General features: G+C 60.5%; 14 protein-coding genes. 10 read left to right on the top strand and 4 right to left on the bottom strand.

Annotated elements, in window-relative coordinates; genetic code table 11:
* Nucleotides 1-78 precede the first annotated feature (78 nt).
* Genes AC13RC_RS13330 through AC13RC_RS13340 form a run of 3 tightly spaced genes read left to right on the top strand, consistent with a single transcriptional unit; the run spans nt 79 to nt 3,271 of the window.
* Entirely contained in the window at nt 79-1,029 is a 951-nt protein-coding gene (locus AC13RC_RS13330) for an ABC transporter permease (protein ID WP_069614686.1), read from the top strand.
* Nucleotides 1,030-1,039: 10 nt separating this feature from the next.
* Nucleotides 1,040-1,939 (top strand): ABC transporter permease, encoded by a 900-nt coding sequence (locus AC13RC_RS13335; RefSeq protein WP_488557401.1) that lies wholly within the window; start codon nt 1,040-1,042, stop codon nt 1,937-1,939.
* Between the two features lie 9 nt (nt 1,940-1,948).
* Entirely contained in the window at nt 1,949-3,271 is a 1,323-nt protein-coding gene (locus tag AC13RC_RS13340) for an NAD(P)/FAD-dependent oxidoreductase (protein WP_488557402.1), read from the top strand.
* A 125-nt stretch (nt 3,272-3,396) separates the two neighbouring features.
* Here AC13RC_RS13340 and AC13RC_RS13345 read toward each other — a convergent pair whose 3' ends face one another.
* From AC13RC_RS13345 to AC13RC_RS13355, 3 genes are all read right to left on the bottom strand, one after another.
* Nucleotides 3,397-4,524: an NAD(P)/FAD-dependent oxidoreductase gene (locus tag AC13RC_RS13345; RefSeq protein WP_113350533.1), complete on the bottom strand. Its 1,128-nt coding sequence runs from the start codon at nt 4,522-4,524 to the stop codon at nt 3,397-3,399.
* A gap of 68 nt (nt 4,525-4,592) precedes the next feature.
* Nucleotides 4,593-6,122, bottom strand: coding sequence for an amino acid ABC transporter permease/ATP-binding protein (locus AC13RC_RS13350; RefSeq protein WP_145318617.1), 1,530 nt, complete (start codon nt 6,120-6,122; stop codon nt 4,593-4,595).
* Nucleotides 6,123-6,190: 68 nt separating this feature from the next.
* Nucleotides 6,191-7,018, bottom strand: a complete 828-nt coding sequence (locus AC13RC_RS13355) for an ABC transporter substrate-binding protein (RefSeq protein WP_152093245.1) — start codon at nt 7,016-7,018, stop codon at nt 6,191-6,193.
* 186 nt (nt 7,019-7,204) lie between these two features.
* Here AC13RC_RS13355 and AC13RC_RS13360 point away from each other — a divergent pair, with 186 nt between their 5' ends.
* Together AC13RC_RS13360 and AC13RC_RS13365 are read left to right on the top strand one after the other, a co-directional pair.
* Complete coding sequence (locus AC13RC_RS13360) at nt 7,205-8,287, top strand: LacI family DNA-binding transcriptional regulator (protein ID WP_152093244.1); 1,083 nt, start codon at nt 7,205-7,207, stop codon at nt 8,285-8,287.
* Nucleotides 8,288-8,474: 187 nt separating this feature from the next.
* Nucleotides 8,475-10,226 carry a thiamine pyrophosphate-binding protein gene (locus tag AC13RC_RS13365; protein ID WP_488557403.1) on the top strand — a complete coding sequence of 584 codons (1,752 nt, stop codon included), beginning with the start codon at nt 8,475-8,477 and terminating at the stop codon, nt 10,224-10,226.
* On the opposite strand, the gene AC13RC_RS13370 is transcribed toward AC13RC_RS13365, so the two are convergent.
* The gene (locus AC13RC_RS13370) at nt 10,217-11,146 is read right to left on the bottom strand and encodes a LysR substrate-binding domain-containing protein (RefSeq protein WP_488557404.1); all 930 of its coding nucleotides are present in this window, start codon (nt 11,144-11,146) and stop codon (nt 10,217-10,219) included. The two genes, AC13RC_RS13365 and AC13RC_RS13370, sit on opposite strands and share 10 nt — an antisense overlap.
* Between AC13RC_RS13370 and AC13RC_RS13375 the strand changes: the two genes are divergently transcribed.
* The 5 genes from AC13RC_RS13375 to AC13RC_RS13395 are packed head-to-tail and all read left to right on the top strand — an operon-like array spanning nt 11,145 to nt 14,757.
* Nucleotides 11,145-11,723, top strand: a complete 579-nt coding sequence (locus AC13RC_RS13375) for an Lrp/AsnC family transcriptional regulator (RefSeq protein ID WP_488557405.1) — start codon at nt 11,145-11,147, stop codon at nt 11,721-11,723. The two genes, AC13RC_RS13370 and AC13RC_RS13375, sit on opposite strands and share 2 nt — an antisense overlap.
* Nucleotides 11,724-11,751: 28 nt before the next feature.
* Nucleotides 11,752-12,585 (top strand): transporter substrate-binding domain-containing protein, encoded by an 834-nt coding sequence (locus tag AC13RC_RS13380; protein ID WP_152093242.1) that lies wholly within the window; start codon nt 11,752-11,754, stop codon nt 12,583-12,585.
* A gap of 11 nt (nt 12,586-12,596) precedes the next feature.
* The gene (locus AC13RC_RS13385; RefSeq protein ID WP_488557406.1) at nt 12,597-13,310 is read left to right on the top strand and encodes an aspartate/glutamate racemase family protein; all 714 of its coding nucleotides are present in this window, start codon (nt 12,597-12,599) and stop codon (nt 13,308-13,310) included.
* Entirely contained in the window at nt 13,310-13,966 is a 657-nt protein-coding gene (locus tag AC13RC_RS13390; protein WP_488557407.1) for an amino acid ABC transporter permease, read from the top strand. Before AC13RC_RS13385 ends, AC13RC_RS13390 begins: the two co-directional genes overlap by 1 nt.
* Nucleotides 13,963-14,757: an amino acid ABC transporter ATP-binding protein gene (locus AC13RC_RS13395; protein ID WP_488557408.1), complete on the top strand. Its 795-nt coding sequence runs from the start codon at nt 13,963-13,965 to the stop codon at nt 14,755-14,757. The genes AC13RC_RS13390 and AC13RC_RS13395 overlap by 4 nt, the downstream gene beginning before the upstream one ends.
* Nucleotides 14,758-14,765: the final 8 nt, after the last annotated feature.

The raw sequence follows: 14,765 nt of genomic DNA on the forward strand, positions 1-14,765 counted from the left end.
GCTGCTCGTTCCAGCCCTTCGGCCGAGGCATCGAAGGGCTGATCGCTTCACATTCCGCAACCATCGGAGACAAATGCCATGTTGCGCTATCTCCTGAGCCGCCTGTGGCAGAGCCTGGTGCTGCTGCTCCTCGTATCGATGATCGGCTTTGCCGTACTTACCCTCGCTCCCGGCGGTCCGCTGTCGCAATATACGCTGACGCCAGGCATGACCAAGGAAGCGCTCGACAGGATCGCCGCACAGATGGGCCTCGACCGGCCGCTGCCGATCCAATATCTCGACTGGTTGAGACATCTGCTGATGGGCGACTGGGGCCGCTCCTACCGCGACAACCAGCCGGTACTGTCGATCATTTTCGGCCATCTCTTCGCCACGCTGCTGCTGATGGGCACATCGATGGTGATCTCGATCGCGATCGGCACCTGGATCGGCATCAAGGGGGCAACCCGCCGCTATTCGATCTTCGATTACAGCGCCACCGTCGGCGCCATGGTGGCGCTGTCGATACCGACCTTCTGGTTCGGTCTCGTCGCCATCTATATCTTCTCGCTGAAGCTGAAATGGCTGCCGGCGGGCAACATGTACACGGTCGGCAACGGCTCGCTCGGTGATTATGCGATCCATCTGATCATGCCGAGCCTCGTGCTTGCGCTTGTCAACATCGCGGTCTGGAGCCGCTACATGCGCACAGCCACGCTCGAGGTCATCAACCAGGACTTCGTACGCACCGCCAGGGCCAAGGGCCTCTCGCCCCGGCGCGTCCTGATGCGCCATGTCGTCGGCAACGCGCTATTGCCGATGATCACGCTTGCCGGCCTGCAATTGCCGACCATTCTCGGTGGTGCTCTGGTGGCGGAGACCGTCTTCACCTGGCCGGGAATGGGCCGGCTTTTCCTTGATAGCCTTGGCTACAGCGACTATCCGGTCGTCATGGGCCTCCTGATGTTCTCGGCAATCTTCGTGCTGATCGGCAATCTGCTTGCGGATCTGCTCGTCGCCTTCGTCGATCCGCGCGTCCGGCTTGGTTAGGAGAAACGCCATGTCTTCCTCCTCCCCCGCAACCCTTTCGCAATCATTATTCGCCCATTCGCGCTGGTGGCAAAATCGAACTTTGCGCCGTTTCGTCCGCCATAGGCTCGCGCTCCTCGGCGTGGCCATGATCACGCTCATAGTCCTTGCCTGCCTGCTCGGGCCGTCACTGCTTCCCTATGACGAGCTCTATATCGACCTGCGCGCTCGTTTCGCACCGCCCTTTACGGCCGGCTACCATATTTTCGGCACTGACCCGCTTGGGCGCGACGTTGCTGTACGCCTGTTCATGGCAGGCCGGATTTCGCTCCTCGTCGGCTTCTTCGCGATGGTGCTCAGCACACTGATCGGCACGGTGATCGGCGTGGTGGCGGGCTATTACGGTGGGCGCATCGGGATATTGCTTATGCGCTTCGTCGATGCCTTTCTGTCCTTTCCCAGCATCTTCCTACTGCTGGCGCTGGCCGCCTTCATCAAGCCGAGCCCCTTCATGATCACCGTCATCATCGCGGTGACAAGTTGGATGGAGACCGCGCGCATCGTCGAGGCGGAAGTACGATCGCTGCGCGAACGCGATTTCGTGCTCGCCGCGCGCATGCTCGGCCTCTCCAACAGATGGATCATGTTTCGCGAACTGCTGCCGAACGCCATCGGCCCGATCATCGTCGCCGCTACGCTGACGGTCGCCCGCGCCATCCTGCTCGAAGCCTATGTCAGCTTCCTCGGCTACGGTATCCAGCCGCCGCTCCCGAGCTGGGGCAATATGCTGAACGGCGCCCAGCAATATCTCGCCAGCGCACCATGGCTGGCCATTGTCCCGGGCGTCGCTATCACGCTCGCCGTCACCAGCTTCAACTTCATCGGCGACGGCCTGCGCGATGCGCTTGATGCCCGCAGCGATCTGCAATGAGGATGCAGGATGACGAAATTTTCGCCGTTCAAAACAACCCTGTGGTATGCCACAGCGGCCCCCGCACCCGATACAACGGAGCTGGAAGGCACGATCAAGGTCGATGTCTGCATTGTCGGTGGCGGCTATACGGGCCTGACCACCGCTCTTGAGCTTGCGAAGAGCGGCACAAGCGTCGTGCTTCTCGAAAAGGAGGAAATCGGCTTCGGCGGCTCCGGCCGCAACGCCGGGCACTGCACGCCGACTTTCACCCATTACAGCCTGCCGGAACTGCGCTCCATGCTGGGCGAGCCCTGGGCCGAGCGATTGATCGCCCGGCAGACGCGCGCCAACGACCGTGTCTCCAACATGATCCGGCAGTACCAGATCCAATGCGAATGGCAGCAGAACGGCTATGTCATAGGCGCGCTTTACCCCGGCTTGATGAAGACAATCGAGGAGAAGGTTCGCACCTACAATGCTGTCGGCGCGAAAACGCGGGCCATCGGCAGGGACGAGGTTGCAGCGATCACCGGCAGCCCGCGCTTTCACGGCGGCTGGCTGCATGAAGAGGCCGGCCATCTTAATCCGCTCGGCTATTCCCGTGGTCTCGCACGTGCCGTCATCCAGGAAGGCGGCGTCATTCACACCGATTCGCCAGTGACCGGATGCGAGCGAGTGGCGGGCGGCTGGGCGGTCAGCACGCCGAAAGGGAAAGTCATTGCCGACAAGGTGATCTTCGCGACGGGCGCCTATACCGTCGGCGGCTGGCCGAAACTCGATCGGACCTTCAAGATCCAGAGGGTCTTCGTCGCCGCTACCCACCCGCTTTCCGACGACGAGCGGCTGTCGGTGCTGCCGCGCAACACCACCATCCATGATGGACGTGGCGATATCTATGTCTACAAATACAATGCCGAAGGCCGGATCGTCGCCTCCATGTTCCCGATGGGACGGCGCGGCCGCGACATGGACTATACGCGGCAGGTCATGAGCGACCGGCTGAAATGGCTGCATCCGCAGATCAAACAGGAGATCCGTTGGGAATATTTCTGGTTTGGCGAGCTGGACATGCAATACCGCACCATTCCCCGCCTCTACGATCTGGCACCAGGCGTCGTGGCGCTGACGGGCCTGTCCGGCCGCGGTGTGCCAACAGGAAGCATGCTCGGCGGCATCCTCTCGGAATGGGCCAGAGGTGTGTCGGAAAAAGACCTGTCGCTGAAGCTGGAGCCGCTTTCGGCGGCTCCCTTCTATATGAATTATGGTCCGAAGCTGACGCTGCGCTATTATCGTATTTCGGATTGGATCAAGGCCAAACTGGCGGGCGTTCCTTTGCCGCCGCATGCCTGATCGCCGCCAACATCCTCGATCAGGAGAAGGCCGAAATGCCGGCAGGCGCGACAGGTTTGACCGTGAAGATCGCTTGTGTGCGCTCACGGACACTCTTGAACCTGTCTGCTGCTGTTCCGATCAAACTATCTGACGAAGCGTTCCGGCCGGAAAGGGGCCAGAAGCGGATGACGCTTGCCGGTGGCGATCTCGTCGGCAAGCAGTTCGCCGGCGATCAGGCCGAGAGTGGCACCGCTATGGCTGAAGGCAACGAAATAGCCCGGTATGGCCTGCAATTCGCCGAAAACCGGCTCGCCATCCCCCGGAATGGGTTTGGGACCAACGCCGTAGTCGCCGATTTCGAGCTTCGGATTCCCCTCCAACACCTTTGAGGCTTCCTGCAGGAGCCCTTCAAGGGTCGAAGGCTTGATTGCATAGCTGCCATCGTCCTTTACGACAACCTCTTCTTCCGACCAGGCTGAATCGAGCGCAAAAGCGCCGTCAGGAGTGGGCCTGATGGCAACCCTTGGCGTATTCAGCACGGCCTTCAGGGGATGCTTGACCGGCTTCGTCCGAACGAGAAGAGCGATCGGCGTATCGTCGCCAATATGCTGACCGGCTTCCGCGACGATCGCCGGCACCTCGCCGCCGGCCGCCAACAATACGGCATCGGCGGCCCAACGGGCGCCATTCGCAGTCGTGACGCCACGGGCGCAGCCATCCTCCACCTTGACAGCCGCCCGGCCGGCATCGGTGACGATTTCGCCGCCCAATGCCCGGAACTCTTCGGCAAGAACGCCGATCAGGGACGGCAGATCGACCCACCCCTCGCCCGGATTGAAGATTGCGCCCTGCTGCGTGACGGCGCTTGCATTGACGCCTGGCGTCACTTTCGCAATCTGGCCCGGCGTCAGCAATTGGGCATGGTAGCCAAGGTCACGCTCGTAATCGAAGACGGCGGCAATGTCGTTATCGGCTTCGTCGGCATCCCAGGTCAGGCCGCCGTCGAAACGTAGCCATGCCGCGTCCGGATATCGTGCGGAAAGCGTGCGATAGCGGTCGATGCCGGCGAGACGCAGCCGATGATAGGCATCGGAGCGGCGCCTTGCGGAATTGAGCCAGGCAAGCGAGCGGCCCGATGCGCCATTCGCCAGCGGGCCGTCGTTGATCAGCGTTGTCTGAATGCCTAGTCGCGCCAGATGAACGGCCGTGGAAACCCCGAAGATACCGCCGCCGACAACGACGACTTTTGAAGAACGAGTGGGAGCATGCATGTTGGAAAACCTTGTCAGTAGGAATTGTTACGATGGAAGGGCCGTCCGATTTCTCGCCGGCCCGTTTGTCAGAGGACCTCGGCGAGGAAGCGTTTCAGCCGTTCGCTTTGCGGATTGTCGAAGATCTGTTGCGGCGGGCCGGCTTCAACGATGCGGCCTTCATCCATGAAGACGACCTGATCGGCGACCCTGCGGGCAAATCCCATTTCGTGAGTAACGACCGCCATGGTCATGCCCTGGCGCCCGAGATTGGCCATCAGGTCGAGCACGCCCTTCACCAATTCCGGATCGAGCGCGCTCGTGACCTCATCGAAAAGGACGACTTCCGGATCCATGGCGAGCGCCCGGGCAATGGCGACGCGCTGCTGCTGGCCGCCGGAAAGACCGGCTGGGCGGTGGTCCTTGCGGCCACCAAGCCCCACTTCCGCCAGGCGGGTCTCGGCAATCCGGCGCGCCTCAGCTTTCGGCATCCTCTTGATCTTCGTCAGCGATAGCATGACGTTTTCAAGCGCGGTGTGATCCGGAAAGAGATTGAAGTGCTGGAATACCATGCCGACGCGACGGCGCAGGCTTTCCGGCTTCATGGATAGGATGCTTTCGCCATCGAGCTCGATGTCGCCGCGCTTCGGCTCAACGAGCCTGTTCAAGCACCGGAGCAGCGTCGACTTGCCCGATCCCGACGGCCCGATGATGCAGGTCACCGTGCCTCTGGCTATGTCGAGATCGATGCCTTTCAGCACTTCGAGATCGCCATAGGACATGCTGAGATCGCGGATTTGAACGGCCCCACCTTTGAAGCGCGGAGTAGCGGCGTCTGTAGGCATCCCGGTACCCGAAGCGGCCTCCAGCTCGCCGACCTCGACAAGGCCGCTCGTGCCACCGGAGCCGCGCCCCTGCCGTCCAAGGCGCAAACGTGCGTCGATATAGTTGACGAGATGCGTCAGCGGCACGGTGATGACCAGATAAAAGATGCCGGCCAGCAGCAGAGGCGAGAGATTGCCCGTCACCACAGCCTGATCCTGGCCGACGCGAAAGATTTCGCGCTCAGAGGCCAGCAGCCCCAGGAAGTAGACAAGGCTCGAATCCTTGACGTTGCCGATGAACTGGTTGACGAGGGCGGGCAGGACACGCCGGACCCCTTGCGGAATGACGATCAGTCTCATGCCCTGTCCGTAGCTCATGCTCAGCGCGCGGCAGGCTTCCATCTGCCCGCGCTCGACGCTCTGAATGCCGGATCGAAAGATCTCGCCGATATAGGCACCGGCGATCAGGCTCAGCGCGATGATGCCAAGCGGAAAAGGCGACGGCCCGAAGATCTCGCGACCGATGCGGGCAAAGCCCTGGCCAATGATGAGGATCGTCACGATCGCCGGCAGGCCGCGAAAAATATCGGTATAGATGCGCGCCGGCAGGCGCAGCCAACGTGACTGCGAAATGCCCATAACGGCGAGCACCATGCCGATGATGACGCCGAGCACGGTGGAGGCTGCCGCCAAAATCAGTGTGTTCTTCAGTCCGACCGTGATCATGCTCGGCAGGACTTCCGCCATCGCATCCCAATCGAGGAAGCTGCGACGGAGATTTTCAAGCCAATCCATTCAATTCCTCATGAAATTCGTGAGGCAGGTTGATGCTGCTGCCCGGGAAGCCGGGCAGCAGCGCGGCCTTACTTCTTGGGAAGGTATTGATCGGGCATCGGCGAGCCGGGGAACCACTTCTCATAGAGCGTCTTCCAGGTGCCATCCTGCATCGCTTCGTGCAGCGCCTTGTTGAGCGCCAGCCGGAAGGCGTCGTTGCCCTTGTGGACGACGAAGCCCGCCGGTGCGTCGAAGGATGGGATATTCACGGCAATCTTCAGTGCCGGATAGCGCTCGCTATATTGTTTGGCTGCTTCATAATCGAGGAAATGTGCGTCGATGGTGCCGTTGTTCAGCGCCGCCACGGCAGAATTGTTGTCCGGAAATTTGACGAGATCGGTGCCGGTGAAATTCTTCGTGGCATAGACCTCCTGCAGCGTGCCCTGCACGACGCCGAGGCGCTTGCCCTTGAGGCCGGCTGCATCCTTCATCGAGGCATCCGATGTCAGAACCGAGAGATAGCCGGCGAGATAGCCATCGGAGAAGTCGACCGTCTTCTTGCGTGCTTCGGTCGTTCCGATCGCCGCGACGGCGACGTCGAAACGCTGGTTGGCAACGGAGGGCAGCAAGGCCGAGAACTCCTGGCCGGTAAACGTCACCTTGTCCTTGGGAAAGCCCATGCGGGAAACGACGTTCAGAAAGAGCTCTATATCGAAGCCGGTGAATTGCCCATCGGCCGTCGTGAAGGTGTAGGGCTTGGAATCTCCCATCGTGCCGACGCTGATGACGTTCGGATCGATCAGGTTATAGGGATTGTCGGCGGCGATCGCCGGGCCGACGCTTGCCGCGACGATATAGGCGAGCACGCCAGCGCGCAGAGGCGCGGCGATGGCCGAGAAAATGCTGGATAGGTTCATGTTCGTTCTCCGCTCTGAAGGATGCTCTTATCGGCATTCATGCATGCGCGTCCGCATCTCCACTCCTTGCGGCAGCAAGAGACTTTCTGGACAAGAGACCGGTATCATATAAAAAGAGACCGGTCTCAATGTTATTTGTTAACTTCAGATTGACCGCCCGTCAACAACTCTTGTAATCGTCATCCCATGGAAGAGCCCCTCACCTCGAAACGCTCCGTAACAGTCGCCGATGTTGCCAGGGTCGCTAAAGTCTCGAAGGCGACCGCTGCCCGTGTGCTCGGCGGCTATGGCGTCGTCAGCGACAAGGTTCGCGAGCAGGTGCTTGCCGCTGCGGCAGCGCTCGAATACCGGCCGAACGAACTTGCCCGGAGCATGACGACAGGCAAATCCGGCATCATCGGGGTCGTGGTCGGCGATATCGAAAATGCCTTCTTCAGCCTTGCCGTCCGGGGCATCAGCGATGCCGCGCGCATGGCCGGCTTCAATGTGATCATTGCCAATTCCGGTGAAGAACTCGATGCGGAAAAGTCGGCGGTCGACCTGCTCATCGGCAAGCGCGTCGATGGATTGATCGTAACGCCGGCACGCTGCGACCGAATGGAGCATCTTCAGGACATACGCCGCGTCGGCGTGCCTCTCGTCCTCTTTGACCGAAACATTCCGGAGCTCGGCGTCGACGCCGTGACGGGCGCCGATTTCGATGCCGCCATGGTCGCCACCCGCCATCTTCTCGACATGGGGCATAGACGGATCGCCTATATATCGGCGATGGATGCCGGGAGCGAACCCCTTGGCGATATCAGCAGCATTTCCAATTCTGCCGTGCGCGAACGGGTGGATGGCATGTTGAAGGAGCAGGCCGATGCGGGCATCGAGAACGCGCTATATTACGTGCGGCTCGGCGCGACCGACCAGTCAAGGACGGATGATGTCGTCAAGAGCCTGCTGCACGATGCGGCGCCTCCGACCGCCATCATAGCGTCGGACAGTCTCGTCGGGCTCAGGGTCTTCAAGACCTTGCAAAAACTGGGATTGTCCATGCCGCGCGATATATCGATGATCTCTTTCCTTGATGCGGACTGGACGACCGTCACGACACCGCCGATCACCGTCGTCGACCAGCCCGTCTACGAAATGGGAAAGAAGGCGGCCGAGCGTCTTATCTCGCGGCTGAACGGCAAGGATCTGCCCGTCGGGCGAACCGCCATCAAAACAGGCCTGATCGAGCGCGGATCGGTCGCCTCACCATCTCACGACAGCAATCGATAACGCCTCGCTTGGTAAGTCACAGCGCGGATATGATCGCGATGCGCTTGGCGCACGCCAGCCCCATGCAATCTCAAGGACAGAGCCGGCAGATTGCCGGCGACTGCCGCTTCAAGCCGCCGGTTTGCCGGTCCCCGGCAAACCTTTGCTTCATTATCCTGATCAGCACAGCGAGATACAGGAGAGACGAATGCGCGGTGCTGACATTCTGGTAGACATGCTCATCGGATACGGGGTTGATACGATCTTTGGTGTCCCCGGAGATACCAATGTGCCGCTCTATGAAGCACTCCAGCACCGCGAAGGCGAAATACGGCATGTGATGGCCCGCGACGAGCGCTCTGCCGGCTTCATGGCGGATGCTTACGGGCGGTTCACCAACAAGCCCGGCGTGTTTGAATGCCCATCGGGCGCCGGCGCGATGTATTCCTTGCCGCCGGTCGCTGAATCGAACGGATCGTCAGTGCCGGTAATCCTGCTGACCATCGACATTCCACTACCCGGCGAGGGGCGCGGCGTCCTGACGGAATTGGATTGCGCGAAACTGTTCGAACCGGTCACAAAGCTGTCCGTGCAGGTAAAGACGCCGGAAAAGCTGCCCGAAATCATCCGCCGCGCCTTTCGCGTCGCCTGCTCAGGCAAACCTGGCGCCGTGCATCTGCAGATTCCCGAGGATATGCTGCTGGCCGAGATAGACCTGACGCAAATATCTCTGCATGTCGAGGAGGAATGCCGTACCTTCCCTGCTTATCCCACGCTGCCGCCGCGCTCGAAGCTCGAAGAGCTGCTGGAGCTTCTTTCCAGGGCCGAGCGACCGCTGATCGTGGCTGGAGGTGGGGTAAACCGCGCCCGTGCGGGCAACGAGATCACCCGGCTTGCCGAAAAATTCAACGTGCCGATGTGCACAACGATGACTGGCCAGGGTGCAATCGATGACGACCATCGCCTCGCAATCGGCGTCATCGGCGACAACGGATATCATCCGCATGCGAACTGGGCGCTTGAACATTCCGATTTCACGCTGTTCGTAGGCTCGCGCATCGGTTCGGTCGTCACCATCGGCTGGACCTTTCCGCGGATCACGCTCAATAAACGCCTGGCGCAGATCGATATCTCGCCCGAGATCATGGCGAACAACTACGAGAATCTGCTGTCCATCCAGGGAGATGCCTTGCTTGTCCTCACGGAGTTGCTGGAGCTGAAAGCAAGTATCGAGCCCGTATTGCACGAAGCTTGGGTCAACGAGCTCAACCGGCGTCGGCAAGTCTTTTGGGAGCATGCGGAGGAGGCGCTTTCCGACGAGCGGGTTCCGTTACGGCCCGAGCGCGCCGTGCGTGCTTTCAATCAAGCTTTGCAATCTTCCGGCAAGCCCGCGCTCATCTACTCCGATGCAGGAACGCCGACCCCATACATGACGCGCTTCCTCAAAATCAATGACCGTGAGACCCGCTTTGCCATACCACGTGCCTTTGGCGGCCTCGGGTCAGCGCTTCCCGCAACAGTCGGCGCCTGGCGGGCCGATCCATCCAAGAGGCCGATCGGTCTCTTCGGCGACGGATCGTTCGGCATGACGGTCGGCGAACTGGAAACGCTGGTGCGCCTGGAGGTGCCGGCGATCCTTATCCTCTTCAACAACGGGACATTCGGCTGGATCAAGGGCCTCCATCGGCTCAAAGGTCATAATCAGTGCTTCGGCGTGGATTTTCTGGCACCGCGCGGTCAGGCAATCGCCGAGGCCTATGGCCTCAAGGCATGGACGGCCAAAACGGCTTCGGAACTCGATATCGCGTTGGCGGCCGCCTTTGCTCACGACGATGGCCCATGCTTCATCGACGTTCATGTCGAATCCATCGCAGACCGGCTACCGCCGGTCTATTCATGGCTATTGAAGCGGGGAGAGGATCTGCTCGAGCTAAAGCCGGTGGAGAAGGCCTATTTTTGATCCAAGGGATACGCCAGCGGCAGGAATTGCCGCCGGCGCGTGAATTCGGTGGCGAACCAATCGCGGAAGATCCGCACATTGGCCGAGTTCATCCGCACCTGCGGGAAACAGAGATAAAAGCCTTCCCCCGACGTCTGGAGCCTGCTTAAGGCGGGCTTCAGAATTCCTACGGCAAGTTCGGTGCGCACATGGAGCTCGGGAACGACCGCCAGCCCCATGCCGCTGATGGCACATTCGAGGATCATATCGAAGTTCGGCAAACGCGGACCGTAGATGCGGCTCTTGTAGTGCACGCCTGCTCCCCGCAGCCAATGCAGCCACAGGCTCGGCCGGCTGGAATTCTGGATCAGCGGGTATTCCAGCAGCGCCTCGTCGTTTGGCAGGCCTTGCAATGGCACCAGATTCGGCGCTCCCACAACGATCAACTCCTCATCGAAGAGCAACTGACTGCGCGCCCCGCTCCAATTGCCCGTACCGCGCACGAACGCAAGATCCAGCTCGGATGCCGCGAAATCGAGATCGTGACGACAGGGATAGACCTCGAACCATGTTTGAGGATGGGCGGCTGCAAAGGCCGTCAGCATCGCAGCACCCCAGCGCCGCATCAATGTCGGCGGAAAGCCGATCTTCAGCATGCTCTGCGCCTTTCGACCGCGGACGGCATCGATGGAGACATCTTCCAACTTGTCGAGCAGGCGCGAAATCTCATCGTAATAGCGCGCGCCCTCCTCCGTCAGCACCAGCTTCGGGCCGGCGCGCTCGAACAGGGTAAGTCCAAGAAAACCCTCAAGATTTTTTATCTGCCGGCTGATGCCGCTCTGCGTGATCCCCATGTCCTCGGCAGCCTTGGTAAAGCTCAAGTGACGCACGGATGCATCGAAGGCATGCAGGGCGCTCAAGGACGGCAGAAAACGGCGCATGACGAAGCTCCTGTTGACCAGCATGAATAAAAGTCATGAAGAACCCATTTTTCAATGCTTTTCTTTGGGAAAATTTGGCCCCAGTCTTCCCGCAAAAGAAAGTGGGAACGACATGGACTACGGCGACAGCATTGACCGCAATCTGCTTGGCATCCTGGAGGAAAACGCACGCGTAACGGCCAGTGAACTGGCGCGACGCGTCGGCCTCGCGCGCTCAAGTGTCCGGGAGCGTATCGAGCGGCTGGAACGTCGCGGCGTCATTCTTGGCTATCGTGCGATCGTGGGCCGTCGCGAGATTGATCAAAGCGTTTCAGCCTATATCTTCATCACCACCGCCCTGCGCGCGACGCAAAGGCTGTTTGCGGTATTGCGCGGCTATCCCGAGATCCTGACCGCCGACGCGATCAGCGGCCCGGCCAACATTCTCTGCCGCGTGAACGTCAATTTTTTAGAAGATCTGGAAGCGCTCATCGACGAGCTTGCGCGGATCGAAGAAATCGAAAGCGTGACCTATTCGGTCGTGCTTTCCAACAAAATCAATCGCGAAAACGCATTGATCGCCCGCAAGGCGCAATAGGGAACGAGCAATCAACTGGGATATGACCATGAACAGACGTGATTTCGGAAGGGCAGTGCTGCTCGCAGGTGCTGCTGCGCTACTTCCATCCTCCGCACTTCTTGCAGCGACCGAAGGTCCGACGCTCGAAGCGATCCGGGCGCGGGGGGCGCTGCGGATTGGCGTGTTTGCAGGCACCGAGCCTTATTATCACAAGAATCTCGCAACCGGAGAATGGGAAGGTTTCTGCGTCGCGATGGGACAAGACCTCGCGCAATATATCGGCGTCAAGCTGGAACTGGTCGAGACGACCTGGGGCAACTCCGTGATCGATCTTCAAAGCAACAAGATCGATATCATGTTCGGGCTCAGCAACAATCCGGAGCGCGCCAAAGTCGTCGATTTCACCAAGGCACTGATGGACAATACCTTCACACTCGTTGCCCGCAAGGATCTGGAGGTGACGAAGTGGGAGGAAATGAACAGACCGGAGATGCGGGTGGCCGTCGACCTCGGCTCGACGCAGGACAACTTCGCCCGCAAGAACCTGCCGAACTGCACGCTGGTTGCGCTCAAATCTGCCGATGAGACCATTCTGGCGCTTCAGTCGGGTCGCGCCGATGCCATCATCCAGGTCGCGCTCCTCGCTGTCGTGACGACGAAACACCTCGCTCCAAACGTCAAACTCATCATTCCCGACCCTCACGGAAGCCAGCCGACCACGATCGGCGTGCGCCGCGATCCGAATGGCGAGTTCCGCGACTATGTCGATGCCTGGCTTGCGGAACGCCGCGGACAAGGCAAGGTCTCGGGCTGGATTGTCGATAGCCTCGCGCTCGTGGGTGTCGACAAGGCTGCACTGCCTGCAAGCCTGACCTTCTGACAGGCACGACCATGTCTGTCTCTTCGGGTGCCTTGGGCATCATCATGCTGGACACGACGTTCGAACGCCCGCCCGGCGATGTCGGCCATGCTGGATCATGGCGCTTTCCGGTCCGGTTCCGTCGGGTGCGCGGTGCATCCGTTTCCCTCGTCGTCCGTGCTGGCGGCGAGGGTCTCGTCGACGATTTCGTCGCCGCCGGACGGGAGCTGATCTCGGAGGGCTGCCGCGCGATTGTCACATCCTGCGGCTTCATGGCGCGACACCAACGGAAACTGGCCGAGGCGTTGGGCGTGCCGGTGGCTGCCTCCAGTCTCATGCAGCTGCCCATGGTCGAGATGGCGCTCGGCGCAGGCCTGCGCCCCGGCGTGATAACGTATGATGCAGGAAGCCTCGTTCCCGAGGTGTTCGAAGCCTGCGGAGCAGATCCATCCGTGCCCATGCGCGGCGTGCCCGCCAACGGGGCATTTCACGCGCTCATCGAAGGCTCTGCCGCATACGATCACGCGGCGCTGGAGGCCGAAGTGATCGATGCTGCTCGCAAGCTCGTCGCCGAGCATCCGTCGGTCGGCGCCATCGTGCTGGAATGCACCAACATGCCACCCTTTGCGCAGGCGATCGCGACGGCTCTCGGCCTTCCCGTCTTCGACATCCTGACATTGGGCGAGTGGCTTTTTACATCAACCTCTCCCCGGACTTTCAGCCGGGCCGAACAAAGCGCGCTGTGATGCAGTATCAATGGGACTTTTCCGGCCTTTGGCAGTATCGCGGCCTCTTTCTTCAGGGCTTGGGCTACACGGTCGGCTTTACCGTTCTGACCATCGTTTCCGGAATCCTTGTCGGCACGCTCTTCGCTCTTGCCCGGCTTTCGGGTCTGAAAATCGTCACCGTTCCGATCATGACGATCGTGGAACTCTTTCGCTGTACGCCCGTGCTCGTACAATTGGTCTGGTGCTACTATGCCTTGCCCATGCTGGTCGGAATTCAGATCTCCCCTGCGATGGCAGCCTTCATCACGCTGACCATGTACGGCGCCGCGTTCTATGCGGAGATCATTCGGGGCGGCATCGTCTCGATCGATGCCGGGCAATGGGATGCCGGCCGCGCGATCGGCATGCGTCGAGGCCAGTTGATGGCCAAGATCATTCTGCCGCAGGCGTTGCGCCGCATGGTGCCGCCGCTGGTCAACCAGTCTGTCCTGCAGCTCAAGAACACCTCGCTTCTCTCCGTGCTCGCCGTGCCCGACCTGCTCTATCAAGGTCAGCTCGTGACCTCAGCCACCTACCGGCCGCTTGAAACCTACACTTTGATTGCATTCGTCTATCTGGCGGTCCTGTTCCCCATGACGCGCCTGGCGCACTGGCTGGAGGGTCGTAAGGCATGAATGGCAAGATAGAGAGAATGGGCGCAGAAGAGCCGATGATCGAGGTCGTGGGCTTGAAGAAATCCTTCGGTCCTCTCGACGTCTTGAAAGACATCAACCTTTCGGTGCCGCGCGGTCATGTGGTGGCGATGATCGGGCCAAGCGGCTCGGGAAAGTCGACCCTGTTGCGCAGCCTCAATCTGCTGTCATTGCCGGATGCGGGCTGCATTACCATCGGCGGGAGGCGGATGGATTTTTCCGCGGGCCGGGTTGCCATGCGCGACCGGGACCTTGCGGCCTTCCGTGCCAATACCGGGATGGTGTTTCAGAACTTCAATCTGTTCCCGCATATGAGCGTCATCGACAACGTGATGGTTGGGCCGGTGAGCGTGCTGAAGCAGGACAGGAATTCCGCGCGAACCGTCGCGATGGAGCTTCTCGCCAAGGTCGGCCTGGTCGCGAAAGCCGACGCGCGCCCGGAGCAGCTTTCGGGCGGGCAGAAGCAGCGCGTGGCGATCGCGCGCGCGCTCGCCATGAAACCGGAAGTCATGCTGTTTGATGAGGCCACCTCGGCACTCGACCCTGCACTGGTCGGCGAAGTTCTGGCGGTCATTCGTCAGCTAGCCGAGCAGGGCATGACGATGATCCTCGTCACTCATGAGATGGCCTTTGCTCGCGATGTCGCCGATACGGTCATCTTCATGCAGGACGGCTTCGTCGTCGAGTCGGGTGATGCGCGCCAGGTCATCAACGAGCCTCGCGAGGCGAGAACGCGAGAATTCCTCAGCCATTTCCATGGCGGACTTTCCTGAGAGCAGGA

Source organism: Martinezella sp. CNPSo 3890 (genome assembly GCF_057784455.1).